The 21,566-nt window shown below is 42.6% G+C and carries 31 protein-coding genes, 1 tRNA gene and 1 pseudogene; 24 read left to right on the forward strand and 9 right to left on the reverse strand.

Going from position 1 to position 21,566, the window contains the following annotated elements:
* Positions 1–85: 85 nt before the first annotated feature.
* Both Q0394_RS06410 and Q0394_RS06415 read left to right on the forward strand, forming a co-directional pair.
* Positions 86–388 (forward strand): annotated as a pseudogene (locus Q0394_RS06410) (hypothetical protein); the annotation flags it as partial.
* Positions 389–871: 483 nt separating this feature from the next.
* Positions 872–3,367, forward strand: a complete 2,496-nt coding sequence (locus Q0394_RS06415; RefSeq protein WP_298946263.1) for a phage tail tape measure protein — start codon at positions 872–874, stop codon at positions 3,365–3,367.
* 1 nt (position 3,368) lies between these two features.
* Here the strand turns inward: Q0394_RS06415 and Q0394_RS06420 are convergent, their stop codons facing one another.
* The 3 genes from Q0394_RS06420 to Q0394_RS06430 all read right to left on the reverse strand — a co-directional run bounded on the left by Q0394_RS06420 (position 3,369) and on the right by Q0394_RS06430 (position 5,686).
* Positions 3,369–3,944, reverse strand: a complete 576-nt coding sequence (locus Q0394_RS06420; RefSeq protein ID WP_298946265.1) for a hypothetical protein — start codon at positions 3,942–3,944, stop codon at positions 3,369–3,371.
* 260 nt (positions 3,945–4,204) lie between these two features.
* Positions 4,205–4,942: a TIGR04255 family protein gene (locus Q0394_RS06425; protein WP_298946267.1), complete on the reverse strand. Its 738-nt coding sequence runs from the start codon at positions 4,940–4,942 to the stop codon at positions 4,205–4,207.
* A gap of 81 nt (positions 4,943–5,023) precedes the next feature.
* Entirely contained in the window at positions 5,024–5,686 is a 663-nt protein-coding gene (locus tag Q0394_RS06430; protein ID WP_298946269.1) for a LexA family transcriptional regulator, read from the reverse strand.
* Between the two features lie 567 nt (positions 5,687–6,253).
* Here Q0394_RS06430 and Q0394_RS06435 point away from each other — a divergent pair.
* Together Q0394_RS06435 and Q0394_RS06440 are read left to right on the forward strand one after the other, a co-directional pair.
* Complete coding sequence (locus Q0394_RS06435; protein ID WP_298946271.1) at positions 6,254–6,493, forward strand: hypothetical protein; 240 nt, start codon at positions 6,254–6,256, stop codon at positions 6,491–6,493.
* 22 nt (positions 6,494–6,515) lie between these two features.
* Positions 6,516–6,716 carry a hypothetical protein gene (locus Q0394_RS06440; protein WP_298946273.1) on the forward strand — a complete coding sequence of 67 codons (201 nt, stop codon included), beginning with the start codon at positions 6,516–6,518 and terminating at the stop codon, positions 6,714–6,716.
* Positions 6,717–6,724: 8 nt separating this feature from the next.
* Here Q0394_RS06440 and Q0394_RS06445 read toward each other — a convergent pair whose 3' ends face one another.
* On the reverse strand, positions 6,725–6,892 hold the full coding sequence (locus Q0394_RS06445) for a hypothetical protein (protein WP_298946275.1): 168 nt from the start codon (positions 6,890–6,892) through the stop codon (positions 6,725–6,727).
* Positions 6,893–7,103: 211 nt separating this feature from the next.
* On the reverse strand, positions 7,104–7,325 hold the full coding sequence (locus Q0394_RS06450) for a hypothetical protein (protein WP_298946277.1): 222 nt from the start codon (positions 7,323–7,325) through the stop codon (positions 7,104–7,106).
* Positions 7,326–7,413: 88 nt separating this feature from the next.
* Between Q0394_RS06450 and Q0394_RS06455 the strand changes: the two genes are divergently transcribed.
* The 19 genes from Q0394_RS06455 (at position 7,414) to Q0394_RS06545 (ending at position 16,400) form a co-directional block, all read left to right on the forward strand.
* Positions 7,414–7,620, forward strand: a complete 207-nt coding sequence (locus Q0394_RS06455) for a hypothetical protein (RefSeq protein WP_298946278.1) — start codon at positions 7,414–7,416, stop codon at positions 7,618–7,620.
* Between the two features lie 23 nt (positions 7,621–7,643).
* Complete coding sequence (locus tag Q0394_RS06460) at positions 7,644–7,877, forward strand: hypothetical protein (protein ID WP_298946281.1); 234 nt, start codon at positions 7,644–7,646, stop codon at positions 7,875–7,877.
* Positions 7,878–7,881: 4 nt separating this feature from the next.
* Complete coding sequence (locus Q0394_RS06465) at positions 7,882–8,070, forward strand: hypothetical protein (RefSeq protein ID WP_298946283.1); 189 nt, start codon at positions 7,882–7,884, stop codon at positions 8,068–8,070.
* Positions 8,021–8,212 carry a hypothetical protein gene (locus Q0394_RS06470; RefSeq protein WP_298946285.1) on the forward strand — a complete coding sequence of 64 codons (192 nt, stop codon included), beginning with the start codon at positions 8,021–8,023 and terminating at the stop codon, positions 8,210–8,212. The genes Q0394_RS06465 and Q0394_RS06470 overlap by 50 nt, the downstream gene beginning before the upstream one ends.
* Entirely contained in the window at positions 8,212–8,457 is a 246-nt protein-coding gene (locus Q0394_RS06475) for a hypothetical protein (protein WP_298946287.1), read from the forward strand. The genes Q0394_RS06470 and Q0394_RS06475 overlap by 1 nt, the downstream gene beginning before the upstream one ends.
* Positions 8,450–8,644 (forward strand): hypothetical protein, encoded by a 195-nt coding sequence (locus tag Q0394_RS06480; protein WP_298946289.1) that lies wholly within the window; start codon positions 8,450–8,452, stop codon positions 8,642–8,644. Before Q0394_RS06475 ends, Q0394_RS06480 begins: the two co-directional genes overlap by 8 nt.
* Positions 8,645–9,550, forward strand: a complete 906-nt coding sequence (locus tag Q0394_RS06485; protein WP_298946291.1) for a hypothetical protein — start codon at positions 8,645–8,647, stop codon at positions 9,548–9,550.
* Positions 9,551–9,561: 11 nt separating this feature from the next.
* On the forward strand, positions 9,562–9,738 hold the full coding sequence (locus tag Q0394_RS06490) for a hypothetical protein (protein ID WP_185898765.1): 177 nt from the start codon (positions 9,562–9,564) through the stop codon (positions 9,736–9,738).
* A 2-nt stretch (positions 9,739–9,740) separates the two neighbouring features.
* Positions 9,741–9,923, forward strand: a complete 183-nt coding sequence (locus Q0394_RS06495; protein WP_298946293.1) for a helix-turn-helix domain-containing protein — start codon at positions 9,741–9,743, stop codon at positions 9,921–9,923.
* A complete protein-coding gene (locus tag Q0394_RS06500) occupies positions 9,920–10,855 on the forward strand; it encodes a DNA methyltransferase (protein WP_298946295.1) in 936 nt (311 codons plus the stop codon). The genes Q0394_RS06495 and Q0394_RS06500 overlap by 4 nt, the downstream gene beginning before the upstream one ends.
* Positions 10,856–10,864: 9 nt before the next feature.
* Positions 10,865–11,152, forward strand: coding sequence for a hypothetical protein (locus Q0394_RS06505; protein ID WP_298946297.1), 288 nt, complete (start codon positions 10,865–10,867; stop codon positions 11,150–11,152).
* Positions 11,153–11,166: 14 nt separating this feature from the next.
* Positions 11,167–12,669, forward strand: a complete 1,503-nt coding sequence (locus Q0394_RS06510) for a DEAD/DEAH box helicase (RefSeq protein WP_298946299.1) — start codon at positions 11,167–11,169, stop codon at positions 12,667–12,669.
* Positions 12,670–12,820: 151 nt separating this feature from the next.
* Positions 12,821–13,018: a hypothetical protein gene (locus tag Q0394_RS06515; protein WP_298946301.1), complete on the forward strand. Its 198-nt coding sequence runs from the start codon at positions 12,821–12,823 to the stop codon at positions 13,016–13,018.
* A 4-nt stretch (positions 13,019–13,022) separates the two neighbouring features.
* Entirely contained in the window at positions 13,023–13,421 is a 399-nt protein-coding gene (locus tag Q0394_RS06520; RefSeq protein WP_298946303.1) for a YopX family protein, read from the forward strand.
* Positions 13,422–13,434: 13 nt separating this feature from the next.
* Complete coding sequence (locus Q0394_RS06525) at positions 13,435–14,208, forward strand: phage antirepressor KilAC domain-containing protein (RefSeq protein WP_298946305.1); 774 nt, start codon at positions 13,435–13,437, stop codon at positions 14,206–14,208.
* A 40-nt stretch (positions 14,209–14,248) separates the two neighbouring features.
* Positions 14,249–14,497, forward strand: a complete 249-nt coding sequence (locus Q0394_RS06530; protein WP_298946306.1) for a hypothetical protein — start codon at positions 14,249–14,251, stop codon at positions 14,495–14,497.
* Complete coding sequence (locus Q0394_RS06535) at positions 14,487–15,185, forward strand: helix-turn-helix transcriptional regulator (RefSeq protein WP_298946309.1); 699 nt, start codon at positions 14,487–14,489, stop codon at positions 15,183–15,185. Before Q0394_RS06530 ends, Q0394_RS06535 begins: the two co-directional genes overlap by 11 nt.
* A 262-nt stretch (positions 15,186–15,447) precedes the next feature.
* Positions 15,448–15,606, forward strand: a complete 159-nt coding sequence (locus Q0394_RS06540) for a hypothetical protein (protein WP_298946311.1) — start codon at positions 15,448–15,450, stop codon at positions 15,604–15,606.
* Between the two features lie 146 nt (positions 15,607–15,752).
* Positions 15,753–16,400: a hypothetical protein gene (locus Q0394_RS06545; RefSeq protein WP_298946313.1), complete on the forward strand. Its 648-nt coding sequence runs from the start codon at positions 15,753–15,755 to the stop codon at positions 16,398–16,400.
* On the opposite strand, the gene Q0394_RS06550 is transcribed toward Q0394_RS06545, so the two are convergent.
* The 4 genes from Q0394_RS06550 to Q0394_RS06565 form a co-directional block, all read right to left on the reverse strand.
* Complete coding sequence (locus Q0394_RS06550) at positions 16,397–17,584, reverse strand: integrase arm-type DNA-binding domain-containing protein (RefSeq protein WP_298946315.1); 1,188 nt, start codon at positions 17,582–17,584, stop codon at positions 16,397–16,399. The two genes, Q0394_RS06545 and Q0394_RS06550, sit on opposite strands and share 4 nt — an antisense overlap.
* A gap of 190 nt (positions 17,585–17,774) precedes the next feature.
* Positions 17,775–17,861: transfer RNA gene (locus tag Q0394_RS06555), tRNA-Leu, on the reverse strand.
* Positions 17,862–17,951: 90 nt separating this feature from the next.
* Positions 17,952–18,254: an HU family DNA-binding protein gene (locus Q0394_RS06560; protein ID WP_298946317.1), complete on the reverse strand. Its 303-nt coding sequence runs from the start codon at positions 18,252–18,254 to the stop codon at positions 17,952–17,954.
* 120 nt (positions 18,255–18,374) lie between these two features.
* Entirely contained in the window at positions 18,375–19,112 is a 738-nt protein-coding gene (locus Q0394_RS06565; RefSeq protein WP_298946319.1) for a YaaA family protein, read from the reverse strand.
* 120 nt (positions 19,113–19,232) lie between these two features.
* Here Q0394_RS06565 and Q0394_RS06570 point away from each other — a divergent pair, with 120 nt between their 5' ends.
* Positions 19,233–21,479, forward strand: a complete 2,247-nt coding sequence (locus tag Q0394_RS06570; protein ID WP_298946321.1) for a flagellin — start codon at positions 19,233–19,235, stop codon at positions 21,477–21,479.
* Positions 21,480–21,566 lie beyond the last annotated feature (87 nt).

Here is a 21,566-nt window from a genome sequence, read left to right on the forward strand (position 1 = left end):
TAGAAGCGGTGCTGCCGCTTCTGCACTCAGCTTGGGGCGCCAATGCTTAGGTGTAGTTTGCGGAGGTATAGCCTTTGCCATGTTTGGCAATCCTGAAAAAATCAACCTAGACCTAACCCAAGGCGCCGTGCTGCTGTGGCTTGGCATCGGAGCTAGCGGTCTTGGATACTTTTTATGGAACAAGGGCGCATGCGAGGTAGATAGCGGAACCCTAGCTATCATGAATAACGCCCTCATACCTGCTGCTATCATCGTAAATTTAGTATTTTGGCATAAAGACGCGGACATATTAAGACTCTGCCTAGGCGGTGCGGTGATTTATATCTCGCTACTGATTCATAATAAAATCATCGCACACTACGAGCGAGCAAGCGTGGTGGCAAAATAATCTAAATTTAAAGCCAAAATTAGCTAAAATTAAAACTAGCGGGACGTTTAGGCTTGCTGTCGTAGCGGTTGCTCAGTGGTTTGATTTGCAACCGTAAATCCATATTCTTTAATTTAAAAAATAGAATTTAATGAGTTCGTGGATTATTATGAAATAGCCTTTAAGCTTGCAAAAGAGTTTTAAGGCTCTAAAACTCTAGCCTCAAATTTTCTCTCTTTTCTGAAATATTTAAAATATATGTAAATGCAAAATAGCGGGATAGAAATATACCAAAAAGCGAAAACTAAGACATAAAAAACCGCAAACCCCATCAACCCTATACCTATCACTAGGGCAAGCAGCAAATCGTCCATCTTTAGCGCCTCCATTGTATAAATTTGCATCTTAATTTTAATAATATCAAGATAAAAAAAGGCTGAAATATGGCAAAATCAGCAGAGCGTTTTTCGCGTAGCGAAAAGATTTCTAAAGGAGCGTAGCGGGATGGCAAAAAATGCAACTCTAACATTCGGGATGGACTTAAGCGACTTCGACAAGGCGATGAAGTCGATCAATAAACAAGCCACTAGCCTAAGCGATCAGATAAATAAAGCTACTCAGGGCGCGATGCAAGCCTATAAAAACGGTCTAAGCGAGCTTAAAGCAAACCCGTTTCAAAGCGCGAAATTTCACACTGATATGGCGAAGCTAAAGGATGACATCAAAAAGGCTACGACGCACAAGCTAAATTTAGACATCGAAGACGCTAAGAAAAATCTCGAAGGGCTAAAAACCCAAGCTATCGCCGCTGTGGGCAGTATAATGGCAATCTCAAAACCTATAAGCGCAGCGATCGACTTTGAGAGTTCTATGGCCGACGTTAAAAAAGTAGTCGATTTTAGTGGTGCGGATGAGGTCAAGCAGTTTGCGGACGGCATTATGAAGATGAGCCGCGAGATCCCATTAAGCGTCAATGAGCTAGCCCAAATCACGGCAAGCGGCGGGCAGCTAGGCATCGCTAAAGAAAATTTGATAGACTTCACGACTACAGCGGCTAAGATGGGCGTCGCCTTTGATATGAGCGCCAAAGAGGCGGGTGATAATATGGCTACGATGATGAATATATTTGGCATGGACGTCAAACGAGTGGGTGAGCTAGGCGACACGATAAATCACATCTCAAACAACTCCGCAGCCACCGCAAACAAAATAGTTAATGCTCTAGGACGTATTGCGGGTAACGCTAAAGACTTTGGGCTTAGCGCAGACGCCGCGAGCGGACTAGCCAGTAGCTTTATCGCCCTAGGCAAAGCCCCCGAAGTAGCTGCGACCGCGATTAACTCCATGCTAACCACACTAAACAATGCCGACAACGCTAGCGACTCGGTTAAAGCCGCATTTGAGCAGATCGGTATCGACGGCAAAGAGCTAAAACAAGCGATCATCAAAAACCCTCAAAAAGCTTTAACCAACTTTTTACATGCGCTCTCAAATATCCCAAAAGAGAGCAAAACGGGTGTTTTGACGGCGATATTCGGTAAAAACTTCGGCGATGATCTCTCGCTAGTAACGGGTGCGATCGAGAATTACGATAAGGCGATGAAGCTAAGCGCGGATAAGGCAAAAGCCGGATCGATGGATAGAGAATTTAAGTCGCGAAGCGAAACGACGGCAAATAATATCCAACTAATGAAAAGTGCGTTTAACGAGATCGCGATAAATGTCGGCGCGGCGTTTTTACCAGCTTTAAATTTAGTTATTGACGGTATTAAAAAGATCAGTTATGCCTTTTCGTGGTTTGCTGACGCATTCCCAGGCGTGATAAAATACTCGTTTGGCGCGGTTATTGCCTTAACGGCCGTTAGAACTGCGCTCATCGCGAAGCAAGCCGCATTAAGCCTTGCTACGCTAATGCTCGGAAATTATCGTAAGGTATTGCAACTTTTGCCGTTTGATTGCTTGCAGCTGGGCGGCTCGCTAAAAGATTGCGGTATCGCGGCGAGGTTTAAAGCAATGTGGCTAAATGCAGCCGCGAGAGCATCTACTCTTTGGAGCGCTAGCACCGCGGCAGCTAGCTCAAAATCCGCTCTTTTCGTCGGCGCTCTCAAAAATATCGGGGTAGCTTTTAGAGCGCTTAGCGCGGCATTTTTGAGCAATCCTATCGGACTTGCTTTGACGGCGCTCGCGGCCGTCGCTTTTGCGGCTTATAAATACTGGGATGAGTTAAAGGCATTTTTTAGCGGATTTTTTGATGGCATAATGACCGGACTAAAACCGCTAACGGATAGCTTTAGCAGGGCGTGGGATGCGATAAAGTCCGCCTTTGCTCCGATTGTCGATCTCTTTGGAGCACTATTTGGCGTTACAAAAGCTAGCGAGGGCGAGCTAGGGGCGTTAAAAGATACGGGCGCTAGCTTTGGCCAGACTCTAGGCGCAGTGCTTAGCGTGCTTTTGTATCCTTTTGAGGCGCTAGCGAACATCATAACCGCCGTCGGTTTAATAATCGACATCGTCAAAATCAAGGGCACGCAGTGGATAGAGGCTTTTGGTGAGGAGCTTAATTGGTGGCGCGATCTTTTCGGCAATATAGGCGAGTGGATATTGCAGAAATTTGATGCAGTCGTTGAGGGGATAAAAGGCTTTTTTGCGGGCTTTTTTGATTGGCTAGCGGAGAAATTTGCATTTGTAACCGATAGTATAAAAGCGGTTACGGACTTCGCGGGATCTGCCACGCAAGGCGCGAAGGATATACTAGGCATCGGCGACGGCAAGGAAACTAACTGGTATAATCCTTTTAGCTGGTTTAATGACGAAGCGCCACAAACGACGGCAGGGTCTGTGGATAAAATCGCGCAGGATCGCCGCGAGATGAGGGCGCAAACGAGCCAAAATCAAATAACCGACAATAAAAAGATCGATATAAATTTATACGGATCGCAAGCTACTCCGCAAGCCGTGGCGCAGGCTGTGAGCGATAACGGGTATAGTTTTGGGGATTAGGCTAACCCCTCTGCGTTCCTTCCCTTAGTCTAGTAAAATGATAAGATAGTTTAAATAAAAAAGCATAAAATCCGTAGTTGCTCAAAGAAGCTATTTTATTTATTATTGCTTCGCTAAATTTACTATAATCTAGGTGCATCGTTCTATCTAGCAAAGCTACCGTATCGTTCGGCAAATAAAACATATTTGTTACTCGTTGCTTTTTTATCGCATCTATTTGACTGTTTATAGACTGCTCGTCTTTTCCGTTTTCCTTGAATGTTCTTTTCATTTTTTCAAGGCTGAGAATCACCACGAACGATACGCAAATAGGAAAATTGCGTTCATTTTCGCTACTGTTATCGCAAGAGTTGGATATTATCATTACTTTGGCGTTACGCCCGTCGTATATATTTTTACACTCCACTATATCGGACTGCAAGAGTTTGGGCTTATGCTCGTTAAATATATCTTCGGGCATTATCATTTTTTCCAAGTTGTCCGGAAAACCATCAAGCGAATTTTTTAAAGCATTTTTAGCATCATCGCTTAGATATTGCGGTAGATACTTTTGTATATCGCTTTGCGGAATTCCCATATTAAGCCAATAAATCCATTATGTTATCATTGATTATTTTTGCGAAATCGGCATCCAAATCATGGGAATTCTTTACGATATTTTCGGCGAAATTTAACATGCTCCTAAACAATCGGCTATCAATACTATTTACCTGATTAAAAGAGCTTATATCTGAAAGCTTACTCGTATTGTTTTGCAAAAATAGATTTTTTGGCATATTGGCCTCAGTGGCAGTTAATGCTGAGGCTATAAGCATCGCGGGGAATATCATTTTTATATTAGTATTCTGGATTGAATTTGGCATTTATATACTCCTCTTTGATGATTGAAAAAAACAGCTTCTTATTACTCTCGTGCATTTTTTCCAGTATTTCTTTTATATTATTTACGTCTATATCTGAATCTACAAAAATAGTCTTTATATCTATGGTCGAGCCGGCTGTGTTTTTATTGCCTACTATGGCCTGTGCCGATCCGTTTATACTTATGTTGTTTGTTATACCCTCGAAAGTCTCTGAAAAACTTAATTGCTTACTAGTGCATTCTACCGGGTAGTCTATTTTTATATTTATTTTTTTAAACATATCCTCGTCTTGGAAAAAATCTATATTTTGATACTCTAAATTTATAATCTTTTTTATAACTTTGGATTTGTCTATACACGCTATAAATTTTTCTATTTCAGACCTAAAATAATCTCTCCATCCGCCGTATTCTATTCCGTAGGCTTTATCGTATGCTATCGACACTATTTTGCCGCCTATTTGTATCGAGTATTGCTTGCTATCGTCTAGTAGCGTATATACTGGCATGAATTTTAAGTTATCGTCATTCTCTCTTATCTCGGGCGGGATGTTTATTATCGGCATAGGAAAACTTTTAAAAGTTCCTAGGCTACTTTGAATATTTTGATACAAAATTCCAAAAATGGCCTCAGTCGGAATTGTTGAATCAAATTTTATATTTATGGCCGATATTAACAATGGAGCTGGATTGAGTTTTTTTGGGATGTTCATAATATTCTTCTTTTTTCTAGTAAATCGTATAATTATAGTATTTTTTATTGAATTATACCTTTAAAAATGTCGTTTTTCAGACTATATTATACTTTTTATCACTTTACCCACGATTTTAAAATGCTCCTGGGTTTCGTTTAGATCGATCTCGTAGCTTTGAAAATTCGGATTAACTGAAACGATTTTAAGCATGCCGCGCGGCGTGAGTTGCAGGATTTTTACCATGAGCTGATCGCTAAAATTTACCACGTAAAGCCCGTCTCCGGTAAATGCGCTGTCCTCGCGAAAAATAACCCAATCCCCGCTCCTTAGCATCGGCGTCATGCTCTCGCCGTCTACCTCCATGCTGTTGAGGTTTTTGCCGGGCGGGACTTTAAAAAACGCCTTAGCAATCGGCATTAGCTCGCCCGTTTGGTAGCTCCTCACGCCCTCTAGCTCGTTACCGCCGCCCGCGCTTGCTTTAACGGAGGTCGTTTTGCGGATGAAGTAGAGATGATCGGTATCAACTGAATCCGATTGATCATAAACACTATCATCGCCATCGCCAACAGCCCCAATAAGCTTATCCAAGCTAACACCTATCCTATACGCCAAAATGGCTAAAGTTTTTTCTGGGATTTCGCCCCTAGTTTTCCAAGTATTGAAATTTTTAGGGCTAACCTCTAGTTTTTGACTAAGTTCTCTGATGGTTTTTGCGCCTGTTAGTTTCTTCAAAACGCCCACTACTTCATCATAATACGCCATTTGTTTCCCTTTCTTAGAAAATTTACTTCAAAAACTCTTGACAAAATACTTCAAATGAAGTATAATTCAAATATCAATTAAGCAATTATACCAAAAACGCGCAAAGTTAAGGCGCGAGTTCTTTAAAAAGGTTAAAACGATGATTTTGATTTTCTTGATTTTAGGCGTGATGATCGGAACGTTTACGGCGACTTTGGTAGCTTGGATGCTGGGGATGTTTGACTAAAAGCGCGTGAAAGCTTGGCACCTTTGCCCGGTAAGTTCGCAGGTTTTCTTGCTGCAATTTTCGCAAATCGCGATGATGGGCTTGTCGTTTTTAAAGCCTATTTGGGCTTGGCGTTTCGTATAGCCGTCTTTGAAATGAAGGACGCACTCGAAATTTTTAAACGTAGTCGGAATTCTAGCTTGGAAAATACGCTAAGCCGAGTATGAGCCAAAGCCGAAGCCGCCGATAAAACCGACGATAAAGGCGTGTGTAACGTCGCCGAAAATATCGGCTAAAAAATTTAAAAAAACTTCCATCTAAAAGCCTTTTTTTAGATGAGATTATACCAAAAAGGACGAAAAATGAAACTTCAAAACGCGGTTAAGCTCTTAAAAGAGTTCGGAGAGGTCAAGGAGCACGAATGCGGCGCAAGCGTCGAGATCGGGGCTAAAACTTACGGCGCGCTAACAAATTGCGGCGAGGATGCGGTTTTGTATCTCTTTGAGGAAACTAAAGACGAGCGCGGCGGGATATATTTTAGCTTGATTGGCTCGCTTAAGCAGATGCGCGAACGCTTGCAAGATCTACAAAGGGCGGCCTAAGCTGCCCCAAAAAGGATAAAAGATGAAAAAAATCAAGATTTTAAAAAAGCTTTTAAAGCTGGAGCAAGAGCTAAATGCGATTGATGCGGTGCTTAGTAATGTATATAACGCTCAACGTAGCATCGAGGCCAAGAAAAAGGAGCTGGTCGCCATGCTAGGCACGAAACCTAGCAAAAGCGTTAAGAAAATAGCTAAGAAATTTAAAGGCTATAAAGAGGAGTGAGGGCAAGGTTAATGGGAGTGTGTGTTGTCCGCTTTGCGGCCTAACGCATCTTTAGTAGTCTTTAACTCTTCCTCAAGAGCTCGAACCGCTTTTTTGAGCTTGGCAACGTCGGCTTTGAGTTGCTCAAGCTCGACCTGGTCTAGGATTTTGACAGTTTCTTCTATGTTGGTATCCATAGATAAGTCCTTTTAGTTGAATTTGTTTTGGCGAATGGATTATAACGAAAAAGGGCTTTTTTATGAGTATTTTTGAAAGGATAAAAGATGAAACGAGACAAATTTATAAATGAGATTTTAGGGTTAGAGGCGGCTCAAAAAGTTAACGAGAGCGGCTACGTAATCATCTCAAAACAGCGATACAAGAGACTTACGGCGGTGTATGCTAGTTTTAAAAAATTGCTTCCCACTCGCTTAAGTCGCAAGGCTCATCGTGATCCTCGTCATCCCAAAGGTCAAAGCCCGTGTAGCCGTGATAAACGTCGTCTGCGGCTAATGACGCGTTGGCATACGTTCCGTAAAGCTCGTCATTTACAAAGAGCCCAAAATGTCCGTAACTAAGCGGCGCGATAAAAAAGCTTATTTCGTCGTTGATCTCGTAGCGGTATTTCATTGTTTTAGCTCCTTTTTGGGTCGTTGATTTTGCACTCAAATTTTACCCAAAAAAGGGGCTTAAAGAGCGAAATTTGAAAGGATAAAAGATGACAAAAGACGAGTTTAAACAAGAGGCATATTTGAATATCGCGGTCAATGAGGAGCTGGAGCGCGAGATCGCCAGGCGAAAAACGATCTGCCAAAAGATAATCAAGTTAATAAATAGCGATTTGGGCGAGGAGTTTTTGCAAGACTGCGAGGATTTTAAGGATGCGATGCAGAAATTTGAGCTCAAATACGGCTTTTTGATTTGAAATTTAAAGGAGGAGGCGAGTTAATGAAAACTCTAGCGCAGTTAATTTACGAAAAAACGAGATGGACGATGAAGGACTACTGCGAAATGCGCGGGATCAAAAGCACGGGCGGCTTAAAAGGCGGATACGTAAGTAAGGAGAACGCGAAAATACTAGAAAGCGACGGGATCGAGTGGCGCGCGGCTAAAAACGTCCGAGTGGGCGACGGCACTTGCGCGGGATATGTCTTTTTGAACAAAAACAAGAAAGCGAGCTAAAAAAATGCTAAATAAAAAAGCGGTTGATTTTGCGATATTTCAAGCAAAAATGGCGATGGTGGGGTTTGAGGTTAAACTAACTCCAAAGGGCGAGATCCGCGGGATTAAACGCGGCGCAAAGCTAGGCAAAGCGGAGGCAAAAAGTGCGAATAATCCAAATTTTAAAACAAATTCTCTCGCATCGCTCAGTTGAGCCGTGCCGAGCAAAGGAAAAGGATAGGAAATTTAAAGGAGCGAGCGGCGCGATCTTTAGCAGGTCGCACTACTACGTAAATGCGGACGGCTTCATCGCGTGCAGGCTAGGCGGCGCGATCGTGGATATAAAGGAAAAATAATGCTAATTCAAAATTTGAAACGATTTTTTGAGGTTAAGTCGGGGATCGAGAGGATAGAGGAGCAGATAAAAGAGCTTAAAGAGGATAAAAAAAGCTACCTTGAAACTCTAGAAAACCTAGAGCGCGAGCTAAAGCGAGAGCTGAACACGGACGACTTATCGGACGTCCAAATTTCGCACGGGCTCAAGATGTCCGTCGAGGTTGTCAAAAAAGAGGACAAAGACAAAGAGGTGGGCAATGAGTAAAAAAATAAGCGATGCGTTAAAAAACGCCAAAGACGAGATCAAAGAGCTAATCGCCTCATTTTTCGAGGAGATTGAAGCCGATCTTGATGAGCTTGCCGAGCTCGTGGAACAAAACGAAACAGAGCAGGCGGGCGACCTAATCACTGAAATCAAACAAAAAATGGATAGTTGGCTCGCGGTGCAGTAGATGAAGCCCAAAACGCCTAAATTTAGCGCAGAGGACATTGTCGATTGCGGGATAGATAGCATCCGTTTTGTGATGCCTAAGGCCACGCTAAACGGCTTTTTAAAAAAGATTGAACTTTTGGGAAAGCTGCGGCTAATAAGCCGAAATAAAACGGTCAAGGATTATGCGGAGTATAAATTTAAGGGCGCAAATAAGCCGCTTTTTGATGCGGACGAAAAGCACCCCTTTAAAATCCGCTATGTCAGCTTTAAGCGCGGCACGAAAAGCTTAAGTAATACGATGTTGGTGGTCGAAAACTCTAGCGAGTTAAACGATCTTTGCAAGAAGCGTAAAAAGCCCTTTGGCTATTACGTTTGCGTTGTATTTGCTGGGCTATTTCAGCCTAGCAGGGATATTTTTAAAGAGACTTACCGAATTTTGGGCAAGTTTTTACGGCGTTTTAAACCTTATAGTTGGGATGTCGCGGTGGATTTTAAAGACCCTTGCGACGTGAATTCTAAAGCCAAAGGCAAATTTAAAGAGTCCGTAAAAGAGTGTGCCGATGACGTGATCAGTTTTAAAACTAGCATTTACGCCAATCGCGGACTAAAAAGCGGGAAGTTTTACGCCGTGGATAAGGTTTGTTTATACGACAAATTCGAAAAGCAAACGAACTACCACAAGCAAAAAATAGACGAGAAATTTAAGGACTGGAAGCGCCTTGAAGTTACGTTTCGGCTCAAGGGTAAATTTATGGATTTTATTGAAAACGAAAACTTTAAGGAGTACGTTGAGGTGATGGACGAGATCGCGGATAAGCTCACGGGCGAGTTTCCTTTTGGCGTCTATCTTGGCAAATTTAACGAACAAATCGCATATTTCAGGGATATGCGCAAGCGATTAAATTTAAGCAAAACTATTTTTTAAAGGGGTAAAAAGTGGGAAAATTTAACGTAGATGAGCACATAAAGGCGCTTAAGGTTTGTAAATACTTCACGATCGAAGGTATAGAAAATTTAATCAAAAGGTATCCGAACGAGGAGCATATAAAAATCGCCATGCAGATCAAGGCGAAAAACGAAAAGCCGATCGAGGGCGCGGCAAACGAGGAGTGAAAATGCATCAAAATCAAATAAATTTTATCAGCTACGCGCAGGCGGCAAAAATGCTAGGCGTTGCGGTAGTGACGATCAAGAAAAGGGCGCAAAAAGGGATTATCAAGCGCTACGCCGTAACTGGCCGCAGCGTGTTTGTCGATAAAGACGAGATTTTAGAGATGATTAGAGGTAAAGAGGCATGAACGTGATAAATCAAGTCGTAGCGGACGATTATGCCATTTATAACGGCGACAGCTGCGAAGTAGTTAAGGCTCTAAATGATGAGAGCGTAGGCTATATCATTTACTCGCCGCCGTTTGATAGCCTTTACACTTATTCAAATTCCGATCGAGATATGGGCAACTCCGAAAAGGGCGAATTTATGGAGCATTTTGCGTTTTTAGCAAAAGAGCTATTTCGTATCCTAAAAAGCGGGCGGCTCATGAGTTTTCACTGCATGAATTTGCCGACTTCAAAGGTTAGAGACGGCTTTATCGGGATTCGCGATTTTAGGGGCGAGCTGATACGCCTTTTTGAGAGCGTGGGCTTTATTTTTCACTCTGAGGTTTGCATCTGGAAAGATCCCGTAATCGCTCAGCAACGCACCAAGGCGCTCGGCCTGCTTCATAAGCAGCTCGTAAAAGATAGCGCAATGAGCCGCCAAGGGATACCCGACTACCTCGTCACGATGAGAAAACCGGGCATAAACGCCGAGCCGATCGAGGGCGGACTAAAATACTACTGCGGCGACGGTGCGCCGATCGCGTCTAAATTTGACGAAGAAAAAGGCAACCTAAACCGCGGGAGTATCGAAGTATGGCAAAGATACGCGAGCCCGGTTTGGATGGACATCAACCCAAGCAACACGCTAAGCCTAAAAGGTAGCCGCGACGACGAGGACGAGAAGCATATTTGTCCTCTCCAGCTTGACGTTATAGAGCGCGCGCTTCAGCTATGGACGAACGAGGGCGACGTCGTATTTACTCCGTTTTTGGGTATCGGCAGCGAGGTTTATCAATCCCTAAAAATGAACCGCAAGGGGATAGGCATCGAGCTAAAGAGCTCTTATTTTAACGTTGCGGCGAAAAACTGCGAGCTAGCCTTGCGAGAACGCGCCCAAGGGTCGCTCTTTTAAAGGCCGGCAGTGGATAAGGCAAAAGAAATCCAAGACTTCTACGCTAGCAAAGTTAAAGCCGAGTGTAAGCCTGAGATTAGGCGATACAGCGCGCTTCAAATGGCATTTTTCAAAGCAAAGAGATCGGGCGAGGACATAAGCGTCCTAAAACAAGAGCTAGAAAACGCGAGGCGCGAAGCGATGAGAAAAGCGATCGGATGTTTGGACGAGCATGAGCATTTTGAGGTGATCGCCACATTAAGCGATAACGGCAAAATCCGCTCAATGCCCGACTTTTTCAAGAATTGTATTATTTGATAAAGGGAAATTTTATGCAAGATGGTAAAAACTACGGCGCGGCCGACACGCCGCGATGTGCTTTAGGTGGGTCGAGGGAGCGTAGCTCCTCGTCGCAAAGGGTGGCTTTGCCGTCCTGCGAAGTAAAAAACTATGAGGACTTTTTAAAGACGAAACAAAAACGCGCAAGCTTTAAAAGCATCGAAATATCGCGAGACGAGCTAAACGACGCGCTGTTTGATTATCAAAAGGATCTCGTCTATCTCGCGCTTAAAAAGGGGCATTTTGCGATATTTGCGATGACGGGTAGCGGTAAAACCGTGATGCAAGGCGAGTGGGCTTATCAAATTTGGCAAAAAGAACTCGCGCCCGTGCTGATCGTGACGCCTCTTGCCGTTGCATTTCAAAGTATCGAGGAGATAAAACATATCCTAGGCTACGACGTTAAATTTTGCGAAAGCGCGGACGACGTGATAAACGGGATAAACATTACCAACTATGAAAAGTTGGATAAATTTGACCCGGATGCGTTTGTCGCGCTAGTCCTGGACGAGAGCTCAAGGCTAAAAAGCTATACCTCGGCCACGCGAAATTTAATCATCGAAAACTACAAACACACGCCCTATAAGCTCGCTTGCTCGGCCACTCCAAGCCCGAACGACTACACGGAACTAGGCAATCACACGGAGTTTTTAAATGTGATGAGCTTATCCGAAATGCTCTCGATGTATTTCGTGCATGACGGCGGTGATACGTCTGAATGGATACTCAAAGGCCACGCGGTTAAGCCGTTTTGGAAATTTATCAGCTCGTGGGCGGTGTTTTTCACAAAGCCCTCCGATCTAGGGTATAGCGCGGAAGAGGACGCTAAATTTAAGCTACCGCCGTTAAAAATGCAGCACGTCGAAGTTGAAAGCCAAAGCAAGGACTCGCTTTTTGCGATAGCCGCACAAACCTTGCAAGAGCGCAGGCAAGCCAAAAAAGACAGCCTGGAGCAAAGATGCGAAAAAGTGGCTGAGATCTGCAATGCGTCAAACGAGAATTTTTTGATTTGGTGCGAGCTAAACGACGAGGGCGCGATGCTCAAAAAGCTAGTGGCGGGTAGCGTGGAGATCAAGGGAAGCGATAGCGACGAGTTTAAGGCGCGCGCGATGAGCGATTTTGCAAACGGCAAAATAAAATGCCTCATCACAAAGCCCAAGATCGCGGGTTTTGGCATGAACTGGCAAAAACACTGTGCAAACGTGATCTATGCCTCGCTATCGGATAGCTTTGAGGGATTTTTCCAAAGCTTGCGCCGCGTCTATCGTTACGGCCAAACGCGGGAAGTGACCTGCTATATCATCACGAGCGAAGTCGAGGCAAACGTGCTAGCAAATATCCGCCGCAAAGAGGCTGAATTTTATAAGATGATCGAGGGCTGTTTGGAGCAAACGCGCGAGCTGGTGCTAAGCGAGATCAAGCGCGTAAGCCGAGAAAAAAGCGAATATAACCCGAGCGTAGCGATGAGCTTGCCGGAGTTTTTGAGAGTGGGATAAAAGACGCATATATCTGAATATATTTTCCCAAAGATTTGGAAGCATATGGATCAGATTAACGCTAAATTGTTTCAACAAAAAACAAAGCGGGCTTTTTGACTTTAGCGGCTCGTCGCTAAAAGACGGTTTTTGTAAAATTTAAGGAGCGAACATGGAAGAACTAGAAGCGAAGCTAAAAGCGGCGCAAGAGGAGATCACGATGTTAAGGCGCAAAAAAGTAGTGATGCCCTCTCGTGCAGCCCAATTGCTAGGCGAGATTAAAAGGATGGCTCAAAAAGGACTAGATGCCAAAACGATGACTACAAAAGACGAAAAACTAAGAGGGATAGTCAAAAAGATTAAGGATTGATGATATGAGAGAGATAAAATTTAGAGCTTATTACAAGGCAGATAAAAGGATATACGAAGTTTTATATCTTGACTTTGCAAGCAATGAATTAAGATTATGGGATGAGGAGACGGAGTTTGATTTCGAGTGCTCTTTTGAAGATGTCGAGCTTATGCAATACACAGGGCTAAAGGATCAAAATAATGCGGAAATTTACGAGAGCTACATCGTCAAATTTGACCCGCAGTCTCCTTGTGGCGATGAATTTTATAATCCGCGAGACGGCGAGATAGGCGAGGTGATTCTTGATTTCGGAAGTTTCGTCGTTAGGCCGATTGATAAAAAGCGGGAGGATTTGCGATTTTCCTTCAGTGAGCTCGGCGATTGGGTAGTCGTCGGCAATATTTTCGAAAATAAAATTTAATAGAGGCCAAAAAATGAACCTAGAAATTTTTAAAAACGATAACTTTGAGATCAGGGTTGCGGTAGGTGAGTCGGGCGATCCGCTATTTTGTTTAGCTGATGTTTGTAGAGTTTTGGAAATTCAAAACGTAACCGACGTCAAAAATGCGATAAAAAGGGAGTTTGACGATGGCCTAGATTTAACCTACCCCATCTTTGATAGTCTAGGCAGGGAGCAAAACGCGACTTTTATTACCGAGCCGCAGCTTTATTTCGTGCTAATGCGAAGCGACAAGCCAAATGCGAGGAGCTTTAGAAAATGGGTCAATGTTGAGGTTTTGCCGTCTATTCGCAAGCATGGCGGCTATTTGACACAAAAAAAGATCGATGAGGTGCTAAGCGATCCGGATACGATCATAAAACTAGCCCTTGATCTAAAAGCCCAAAGAGCAAAAACTCAGGAACTAGAGCGCGAAAAAGCGGCAAATTTGCCTTATATTACCTTTGCCAAAGCCGTCGAAGCAAGCGCGACAAGCATCAACATCGGCGACTATGCAAAAGCCCTATGCGACGACAAGCGCATCAGGGTAGGGCAAAAGCGGCTCTTTAGTTGGCTGCGAGATAGTGGCTACTTGCAAAAAGACAATAAGCCTTATCAGAAATACGTAGATAACGGATACTTTGAGCTTGTGATGAACGTGATAGCCACTACAAAAGGCAATCTGCAAACCTTTACGACGAAAATCACGAGCAAAGGGCAAGTAGCGCTCGCACCTAAAATAGAGCAATTTTTCTCAAAGAGCGCGTAAAATTTAGTCGAAATTTAGTAAAATAATATAAAGGTAGAAAATGAAAAAAAACATAAAAGATATAACCGAAGTAGAAATAAGGTGCAAAACATGCAAGACTAAGATCACGTTTGACATCAAAGAGCGCAAGAAAAGCTTTAGCTTTTGCCCTAATTGCGGCGGAGGATTTTTTGATGACGATACGAATTTGCTTAATGATTTTGACGAGATATTTTATCGCTTAAATCATATCAAAAACATAGAATTTAGCTTTATTTGTGACGATGAAAAGGGAAAAAATGACAAGTGAAAATTTTATAAAAATATGTAAAAAATACGCAAAAGAAAATAATAAATGGCTACATCCTACCAATTTAGAGGCGATATTGCCGTTTTATCAGAGGTTTAAAAAATACTGCATCGAAAACCTTCGCAACGAGGACGATGAGGATAGCGTATTTGATTGGCTTGAAGACAACAGGCACAGCCCTGATCTTATGATAGAAAATCCTAATGCGATTGATAAAGGCAATGATCCTACGGACGGATCTAAAATTTTAATCCTAGGGCAACTTAAACACGAGATAAATCCAGTCACGCCGATAAAGCGAGGTAATGAAAAAGAGCTTATCAAAGAAATAAACGCCAAAATCAAAGAGATAGTCGGATACGATACCTTTTTTCATCAGGGCGGTAATCATATAGAATTTAAGGATAAAAAGCAAAACGATTTATACGTTATTGAGTGGCATTTTGATCCAAATTACAAAGAGAATAATATAGTTAAACGGGTATGTGCCGAGCTGGGCATCACGCAGCGAGAGCTTGCGGAGAGGATAGGAATGAGCGAGGGTGGCTTAAATGTTGCCGTCTCAAACAACAAAATAAGTAAAATGACCGAAGCCGCCGTAAATTTGGTTTTAGAGGTCGAAACCCTAAAAAAAGAGCTATCAAAATATGAAAATCTAAAAAATGCCCTAAAAGACGCAGTTTCTTAATAGCCGAAATTTTCGGTTATTAGTTTAATGGGAAAAATTTTCACCTATTAGTTTTAATTGTGGGAAATTCCCCTAATTAAAAAACCTTATAAAAATTAAGGTTTTTATTTTAGTTTTATTATTATTTTTAATAAAAACTCTTGACAAATCTAAATTATTATAATATAATTCTCCCATAAATCTTAAAAAAGTTAAGATTTTGTTCTTTTAGGCGGAATTGTTAAATTTAGATTAGTTTGCTAGAATACGCAAAAGGTAAAAAATGATAGAGCTGTTTAAAAATATCGGCTTAGGTATTTTCGTAAACGGTGCGTTTGCTTGGCAATTCGGCGAAGCGACGACGAAAGGTCTCCTTGCGATAATCGAAGGAGTAACTATAATGGCTATAGCCATTTATATTGAGAGGAAGGCAAACAAATGACAAACCAAGACATTATGCTTATAGCGGGCGCGCTTATAATAGTCTTTTTAGGCTTCAAAGCCATCAAGGAATACAAAAAAGAAAAACCGCAACACTGATCTAATCGACAATTCCCCTAAAGCGCAAAATCGCAGAGAGGGGAATTTGTGCAAAATATCACTTTAAACACGCTCTTTACGACAGAGCAAGTCGCCAAAAATTACGGCATTTCGCAAAATACCATAAGAGACCATCTAAAAAATCACTTTGACGAGCTTATCGAAAATATCCACTTCGTAACCCACAAAAATGACCGCAACCGCCCGCTCGTAAAATGGACTTTAAAAGGTATCGTAGTTTTAGGCTTTTTTATCCGCTCGCCGCAGGCTAAAAACTTCAGAATTTGGGCGAGCGAGCAGTTAGAACGCGAGCTTTTAAAACAAGCGCAAGAATTTAATGATACTAGGGCGCGAAATCTCACGCTGGCGGATAAGGTGATCTCGCTCGAAGCCGCCGCCAAGCTCGAAGCCCAAAATCATAAAAACGCGGTAAACGGCTACCGCTCGCAAATCTCTAGGCGAAACAATCAAATAGCGACGCTAAAGCGCGAACTGGCTAAATTTGAAGACAAAAAGCAAAGAATGGGCGATATAAGCTACGAAAATTTAAAGGCTCTTTATCACAATACGCGGCTAGACTCCGAGTATTTTAAAAAGCAGTATAAAGAAAAGGAGCTCAAAGAGCGCGCGATCGGCGAGGCGCTAAGCCACATAAACGGACACGTGAAATCGCTAATAGACTACATTTATGATTAAAGCGCGTCTAAATAGTCCGCCCACCACTGCATCATCGCACGCATTTGGGCTAGGTTTTGGGCGCGGTTGTAAGCGGCGCGGATCTTGTCCGTGCCTTTGTGCGCGAGGCATTTTTCTATTATGTCGAAATTTAGCCCGTGAGTGTCGATGTTTTCGTTGCAAACGGTGCTAAACATTGCACGAAAACCGTGCGACACGATCTCGTCTTTGCTAAAGCCCATCCTGCGAAGCGCGACGTTTAAGGTGTTTTCGCTCATATACCGCGCCGCGCCGTAAAGCGAGCCGAAAAGATAAATTTGATCCAAGTTGTAGCCTTTGTATTCTTTTAGTAGCTCTAAGGCTTGGCGCGACAAGGGCAGGGTAAAAGCTTCTCGCATTTTCATATCGCCCGCGGGGATGCTTATGACGCCCTCGTCAAAGTCGATATACTCCCATTTTGCGCTCCTAACATTAAAGGGGCGTAGCGCTGTGAGGACTGCAAATTTAAGGGCGTATTTAGTGCGGATGTCGCCGCTGTATTCGTCTATGCTTTGCCAAAGAGCCTTAATATCGGCGTTTTTGGTAAGCGTCGCGTAGTTTTTCTCTTTTACTTTTTTAAACGTGAAGCGGTAGTTAATGCTCGCGATCACGTTATTTGGCGCGATATAGTAGGCTGATTGCCAAATTTGATTTAAAAGTGAATAGAGCCGCTTCATCATCTCAAGGCTACCTTTTGCCTCTATCTTTTTTAAAATTTCGATGACGTCGGTTACGGTGATGTCCGTGATGCTTCTATTTTCAAAAAACGGATAAGCATACATTTCGAGCAGCCTTTTATCTCTATATAGGGTATTTGGCTCTACGCTGGGGGCTTTTATTTCGAGCCATCTTTGCGCGAGTTTTTTAAAATTTGCCTGCTCGTTTATCTCGCTCTCACGCTTGACGTCGATGCCGTCTCTTACCTTTTGCTCCAGTTTAAACCTCTCCTCGCGCGCCATTGCCAAACTAAACTCGGGAAAGTCTCCTAAATTTAGCCTTTTGATTTTGTTATCGGCCGGGCTTTTGTATTCGAGAGCAAAATATTTACGACCGCTAGGATCTACGAAAATATATAATCCTCTGCCGTCGCATTTTTTATAAATTTTATCCTTTGGCTTTAGCGTCCTGATTTCTCTATCTGTGAGCGGAGTGGGTATCTTTGGCATTTTTTTTACGGAGTCCTTTTTGTGCTTTTTGTTTTGCTCCGTTATTATTCCGTAAAAAATGAATATTTGCAAATATATTTTTATATCTGTTAGTATTTTTAAATATACGCAAAAATATCTTTAAAATCCGTCTATATCGGGGCTTTTTTATGCTTTTGGAAGTTTTGGGAAGCTTTAAGATGTAGTATAATGGTGCCCGAGGTCGGACTCGAACCGACACAAGGTTGCCCTTACCAGATTTTGAGTCTGGCGCGTCTACCAGTTTCACCACTCGGGCTAATTAAAGAAGTGAGATTTTACCTTGAAAGATATAAAAAATAGATTAAAAAACATGAAAGCCCAATCTTGAGCTTTCATGAAAGGGTAATTATTTTTTTTTGCCTTTTTTGCCTGCGCCTGCTACTACGGCTTCTTTTAGTTTTTTGCCTACTTTAAATTTAACCGCTTTGCTAGCAGGAACGTCTATAACTTTCGTAGTTCCAGGTACTCTTGCTTTTCTAGCGGCTCTCTCGGCAGTAGCAAATGTACCAAAACCTATAAAGCTAATACTATCGCCGCTTTTAAGAACCTCTTCGATAGTCTCTAACGCAGCATCAACTACCTTTAGAGAATCTTTTTTGGAAAGACCGGCCTTATCGGCAACAGCTTGAATAAAATCAGCTTTTTTCATAGAACCATCCTTAATAAGAAGTGATATGCGGGCATTTTACAACGTTTTTATAAAAAATACAATAGTTTTTAGCCGAAAATTTAACGATTTTTGCGCGAATTTGACTAAAAAGCTCGAATTTTAGACTATTTGCACCAAAAACTCGCTTTTTAGTCCAGTTTTTTTGATGTCTATAAGGCGCAAATTTTCTATATCGGTTTTGCAAAGTTCGCTGAAGTTTTTTACCCCGTTTTGCGCTACTTGCCTCAAAACTATCCCGCGGTATGCTTTGGCATAGTGACTGACGACTTTACCGTTTTTTAGAAATTTAAATGTCGCAAACGGTTTTTGTATGCGGTAAAATTTCTCGTAAAACTCGGCTCTAAGGTCTAAAATGTCGTCATCTCCTAGCCATTTATCTATCTCGCCGCTAAAATTTTGGCTATAAAATTCCTCCAAATTTAGCCCGTCTATCCGCTCGCCTTGCTTTAGTTTGTATTCGGGTAGCACATCCGCCGCCGTCACGGGGCCGAATAAATTTGAAAAAATCAGCGTATTTTTATCTATAAACTCCTGCGCCGAGCTATCAAGGCTTCGGTAGTCAAGGTGCTTGTAGGCTACTCCGTCATATCGCAGGATTGCTTTTACCGCGCCTTTTTTAAAGAGGCTTTCGCGCAAACTCGGCTCATCGGTCAAATTTTTAACACCGAAAAGTTTTGAGATTTTTTCAACGGTAGCCGTTTGCAAAAAATCATCGTAAATTTTTAAAATTTCATACCGTTTTTCATATAAATTTGGAAAAATAAAGGCATCCTTATCTATAAATTTATTTGGACTAACAGTGGTTTTTGCTTCGCTCGGCGAAAAGAGTACTTTCATTTGTTCTCCTTAAATTTGGCAAAATCATATCTAAAACTAAATAAATTTTGAAATTTGACGATATAACGAGTGGAACTTTATTTGCTTGCAAGAGCTCAATTAAATTTAAGGAAAAATGCGATGAGAATGACAAATCAGCTGATGAAATTTACGAATAACTACGACTATCAGACCAATATGAAAGCGCTTTACAAGCTAAATACGCAAATTTCAAGCGGTCTAAAAATCCAAAATTCTTTTGAGGATAGTAGCGTCTATAACGACGGCATGCGGCTTGATTACGAGGTTGCGACGCTTGAGCAGGTGCAAACGGCGACGTCAAAGGCGCAACACTTTTCAAAAAATACAGATAAGGCTTTGGGTGAATTTAAGCAGCAGCTTGAGACTTTTAAAACAAAATTAGTTCAGGGTGCTAACGAAATCCACTCGCAAACATCGCGGGAAGCCATCGCAAACGACCTTCAGGGCATCAAAAATCACCTAGTAAACATCGCAAACACCTCGATCAACGGGCAGTTTTTATTCTCTGGAAGCGCTATAAATACAAAACCTATAAACGGCGATACAAATGAGTATTTCGGCAATGCGCAAACTATGAAAGCTGTAGGCGGAGCTCAGGTAAATTTGACCTACAACCAAAACGGCCATGAGCTATTTTTGGGCAAGGACGGCGACTATAATAAAAAAGTCACCTCCAACACAATGCTAAAAGCGCAAAATTTAGACGATAAAAATAAAACCGTTTATATCGATAGCGAACACAAAATGCGCGATCTAATCGGTTTTAAATATGTAAAAGACGAAAAAACTCTAACCAATCAAGATTTTACCGGAACCGGCGTTAGGCAGTTTCAGGATACGACGTTTTTCTTGCAGGGTAAAAAGCCAAACGGCACTAGCTTTACGAGTAAATTTAAGATGACTTCGGACGCTTCGATAAACGACCTGTTAGAAAAAATCGGCACCGAATACGGCAACACTCCTACTAATAAAGTCGTCGAAGTAACGATAAACAATCAAGGCCAAATCAACGTAAAAGACTTAAGCAAGGGCAATCAGGTTATCGATTTTCATATGATAGCGGCGACGAAAAAAGTGGCAAATGCAGATGCTCTAGCGGGCGGTATAGCAGGAGCATCTAGTGCGTTTGATACGATAGATAGCCTAACTAGCGGCGCAAATCCGCTCGAAGCCATGGTGCAGGCAAACCCAGACGACTATGAAATCACTGAATTCGTTAAGAGCAAATACGAAGACTTAGACGGCGCCGTTACAAACGCTTACGACTACGACAAGATAAATTTAAAGCAAGAGGGCAGAAACCTAATAGGCACTGTATCGCAAGTAGAGCGCGGTACTGGTAAATTTGCCGACGATAACACTACTCTAAGCCAAGTCGTGGGCTCAAAAGAGCTATATCCTGGCGAAAGAGACAAATATGATATAAACGACCAAGCCTTAAAAATGCAGATCAAATCTAAAAGCGGCGGAGACTATAAGGTGGACGTGCTTTTTGGCACCGCCGTACCGCCTGCAACCTCAGGCAACGCGCGGGTAAATATAACAAGGCCTGACGGCACTACGTACACGACTGAGGTTTGGGATAGTTTTTACAACGACACCACAAACCCGCCGACGACCGAGGGTAGAACTACCCAGTCAAAAAATATGACCTTTAGGCAGCTAAACGATATCATCGGCATGGTCGCTAGCGATAGCGTCCCTGCGGGTGCCGGTGGCAACACTCAAGCCGACTATGCCGCCTATAAACAAGCCATCGCAAATTCGCAAGGCAGCGTCGAGGCAAACATGGATCACCGTGGCCGTATAAAAGTAACCGACAAGCAAAACGCTGTCACGCCGATAAAAGTTGGAATTTACGACGAGGCAAATTCTGATCAATTTTACGGAGATAGCACCGGCACTACGCCTGCAACCAAGCAAGGAGACGGCTCTCTGTGGAGTTTTTCCGCAAACAACGGTATCGAGATAGATAGCCCGAGCGTGGATATTTTTGATGACCTGGATAGGATGATAGAGGCCGTTAGAAGTGGCCAGTACCGCGCCGACAGCGAGAGCGAACATCCGCGCAATTCCGGTATCCAAGGCGCGATCGAGAGGCTAGATCACATCGCCGACCACGTAAACAAAATCCACACTAAAGTGGGCAATCAAACAAATACGCTAATACAGACCAATACGCACGCTAGCGTCATGGAGGTAAACGTAAAAACCGTCAAGGCCGATATCACAAACGCCGACTACGGCGAGACCTATATGAATCTCATGCAAAAAATGATGTCGTATCAGGCGATGCTACAGTCCGTGGCTAAGATAAACCAGCTTTCGTTATTAAACTATATGTAAAAACTCGCTATAATCTACGGTTTTATTAAAGTTTCGTTATCAAAGCGGGCGGAGCGAAAATAGGGTCAAATTTTGATAAATTTGGCC

Origin of the sequence: uncultured Campylobacter sp. (genome assembly GCF_938039205.1) — a bacterium.
Taxonomy (GTDB): domain Bacteria; phylum Campylobacterota; class Campylobacteria; order Campylobacterales; family Campylobacteraceae; genus Campylobacter_A.

Bases quoted from the DNA above. Each gene is read 5' to 3' on its own strand.
- Q0394_RS06425 (WP_298946267.1), bottom strand. From the start codon at position 4,942: ATGAACATCCCAAAAAAACTCAATCCAGCTCCATTGTTAATATCGGCC.
- Q0394_RS06485 (WP_298946291.1), top strand. From the start codon at position 8,645: ATGAAGCCCAAAACGCCTAAATTTAGCGCAGAGGACATTGTCGATTGC.
- Q0394_RS06565 (WP_298946319.1), bottom strand. From the start codon at position 19,112: ATGAAAGTACTCTTTTCGCCGAGCGAAGCAAAAACCACTGTTAGTCCA.
- Q0394_RS06510 (WP_298946299.1), top strand. From the start codon at position 11,167: ATGCAAGATGGTAAAAACTACGGCGCGGCCGACACGCCGCGATGTGCT.
- Q0394_RS06525 (WP_298946305.1), top strand. From the start codon at position 13,435: ATGAACCTAGAAATTTTTAAAAACGATAACTTTGAGATCAGGGTTGCG.
- Q0394_RS06550 (WP_298946315.1), bottom strand. From the start codon at position 17,584: ATGCCAAAGATACCCACTCCGCTCACAGATAGAGAAATCAGGACGCTA.
- Q0394_RS06500 (WP_298946295.1), top strand. From the start codon at position 9,920: ATGAACGTGATAAATCAAGTCGTAGCGGACGATTATGCCATTTATAAC.
- Q0394_RS06480 (WP_298946289.1), top strand. From the start codon at position 8,450: ATGAGTAAAAAAATAAGCGATGCGTTAAAAAACGCCAAAGACGAGATC.
- Q0394_RS06430 (WP_298946269.1), bottom strand. From the start codon at position 5,686: ATGGCGTATTATGATGAAGTAGTGGGCGTTTTGAAGAAACTAACAGGC.
- Q0394_RS06570 (WP_298946321.1), top strand. From the start codon at position 19,233: ATGAGAATGACAAATCAGCTGATGAAATTTACGAATAACTACGACTAT.
- Q0394_RS06445 (WP_298946275.1), bottom strand. From the start codon at position 6,892: ATGGATACCAACATAGAAGAAACTGTCAAAATCCTAGACCAGGTCGAG.
- Q0394_RS06560 (WP_298946317.1), bottom strand. From the start codon at position 18,254: ATGAAAAAAGCTGATTTTATTCAAGCTGTTGCCGATAAGGCCGGTCTT.
- Q0394_RS06475 (WP_298946287.1), top strand. From the start codon at position 8,212: ATGCTAATTCAAAATTTGAAACGATTTTTTGAGGTTAAGTCGGGGATC.
- Q0394_RS06450 (WP_298946277.1), bottom strand. From the start codon at position 7,325: ATGAAATACCGCTACGAGATCAACGACGAAATAAGCTTTTTTATCGCG.
- Q0394_RS06540 (WP_298946311.1), top strand. From the start codon at position 15,448: ATGATAGAGCTGTTTAAAAATATCGGCTTAGGTATTTTCGTAAACGGT.
- Q0394_RS06515 (WP_298946301.1), top strand. From the start codon at position 12,821: ATGGAAGAACTAGAAGCGAAGCTAAAAGCGGCGCAAGAGGAGATCACG.
- Q0394_RS06465 (WP_298946283.1), top strand. From the start codon at position 7,882: ATGCTAAATAAAAAAGCGGTTGATTTTGCGATATTTCAAGCAAAAATG.
- Q0394_RS06420 (WP_298946265.1), bottom strand. From the start codon at position 3,944: ATGGGAATTCCGCAAAGCGATATACAAAAGTATCTACCGCAATATCTA.
- Q0394_RS06535 (WP_298946309.1), top strand. From the start codon at position 14,487: ATGACAAGTGAAAATTTTATAAAAATATGTAAAAAATACGCAAAAGAA.
- Q0394_RS06460 (WP_298946281.1), top strand. From the start codon at position 7,644: ATGAAAACTCTAGCGCAGTTAATTTACGAAAAAACGAGATGGACGATG.
- Q0394_RS06530 (WP_298946306.1), top strand. From the start codon at position 14,249: ATGAAAAAAAACATAAAAGATATAACCGAAGTAGAAATAAGGTGCAAA.
- Q0394_RS06455 (WP_298946278.1), top strand. From the start codon at position 7,414: ATGACAAAAGACGAGTTTAAACAAGAGGCATATTTGAATATCGCGGTC.
- Q0394_RS06435 (WP_298946271.1), top strand. From the start codon at position 6,254: ATGAAACTTCAAAACGCGGTTAAGCTCTTAAAAGAGTTCGGAGAGGTC.
- Q0394_RS06440 (WP_298946273.1), top strand. From the start codon at position 6,516: ATGAAAAAAATCAAGATTTTAAAAAAGCTTTTAAAGCTGGAGCAAGAG.
- Q0394_RS06495 (WP_298946293.1), top strand. From the start codon at position 9,741: ATGCATCAAAATCAAATAAATTTTATCAGCTACGCGCAGGCGGCAAAA.
- Q0394_RS06415 (WP_298946263.1), top strand. From the start codon at position 872: ATGGCAAAAAATGCAACTCTAACATTCGGGATGGACTTAAGCGACTTC.
- Q0394_RS06520 (WP_298946303.1), top strand. From the start codon at position 13,023: ATGAGAGAGATAAAATTTAGAGCTTATTACAAGGCAGATAAAAGGATA.